Genomic DNA, 751 nt, shown 5'->3' on the forward strand with positions numbered 1-751 from the left:
AAGCGCTGTGCCGCTCACACCTTGCGTTGATGGCTCCACGGCAGGAGGCTGTCGATGTCGGCCTGCTTGTGACCCTTGACGATGGCGCCGAGTGTTGCGGCGAGCCATGTGTGTGGGTTGACGGCGTTCAGTTTGCAGGTCTCGATGAGCGAAGCGATCATGGCCCAGTTCTGCGCGCCCGTATCATGACCGGCGAACAGCGCGTTTTTGCGGTTTAATGCGATGGGCCGGATGGTGCGCTCGACAGTGTTGTTATCGAGCTCAATGCGCCCGTCGGTGAGGAACAGGCGCAGCCCGTCCCAGTATCTGGCGATGTATTTCAGCGCCTCGCCCAGGGGTGATTTTGCCGATACCCGCGCTCGGTTCTGAACCAGCCATTCGTGAATGCCAGTGACCAGCGGCGCAGAACGCTGCTGGCGCGCGGCAAGCCGTGCTTCAGCAGACAGGCTGCGGATATCAACCTCGATGCGGTACAACTCACCAATGCGCCTCACGCCCTCTTCGGCAATCGGGGCGGCTCCCGTTCGTGTGATCTCGACCAGCTTGCGCCGCGCATGCGCCCAACAGTACGCCAGCTGGATGTTCTGGTGCGGACGGGCGCCAGAGCCTTCCTGGACAATCAGCCGGTTGTAGCCCGCATATCCGTCGACCTGCAGGATGCCGCTGAAGCCGGCCAGTATCTGCTCTGCATACTGCCCGCCGCGTCCCGGCGCGTAAGTGAAGGCGACGCCCGGCGGCGCGGTTCCGCTCC

The 751-nt window shown here is 63.4% G+C and carries 1 protein-coding gene; it reads right to left on the minus strand.

Annotated elements, in window-relative coordinates; translation table 11 throughout:
* Nucleotides 1–14: 14 nt before the first annotated feature.
* A partial coding sequence (gene tnpC / locus AC4FS3_RS28840) for an IS66 family transposase (protein WP_491023391.1) occupies nucleotides 15–751 on the minus strand: 737 nt, incomplete at its 5' end.

The sequence above is a fragment of the Pseudogemmobacter sp. TB195 genome, assembly GCF_058313095.1.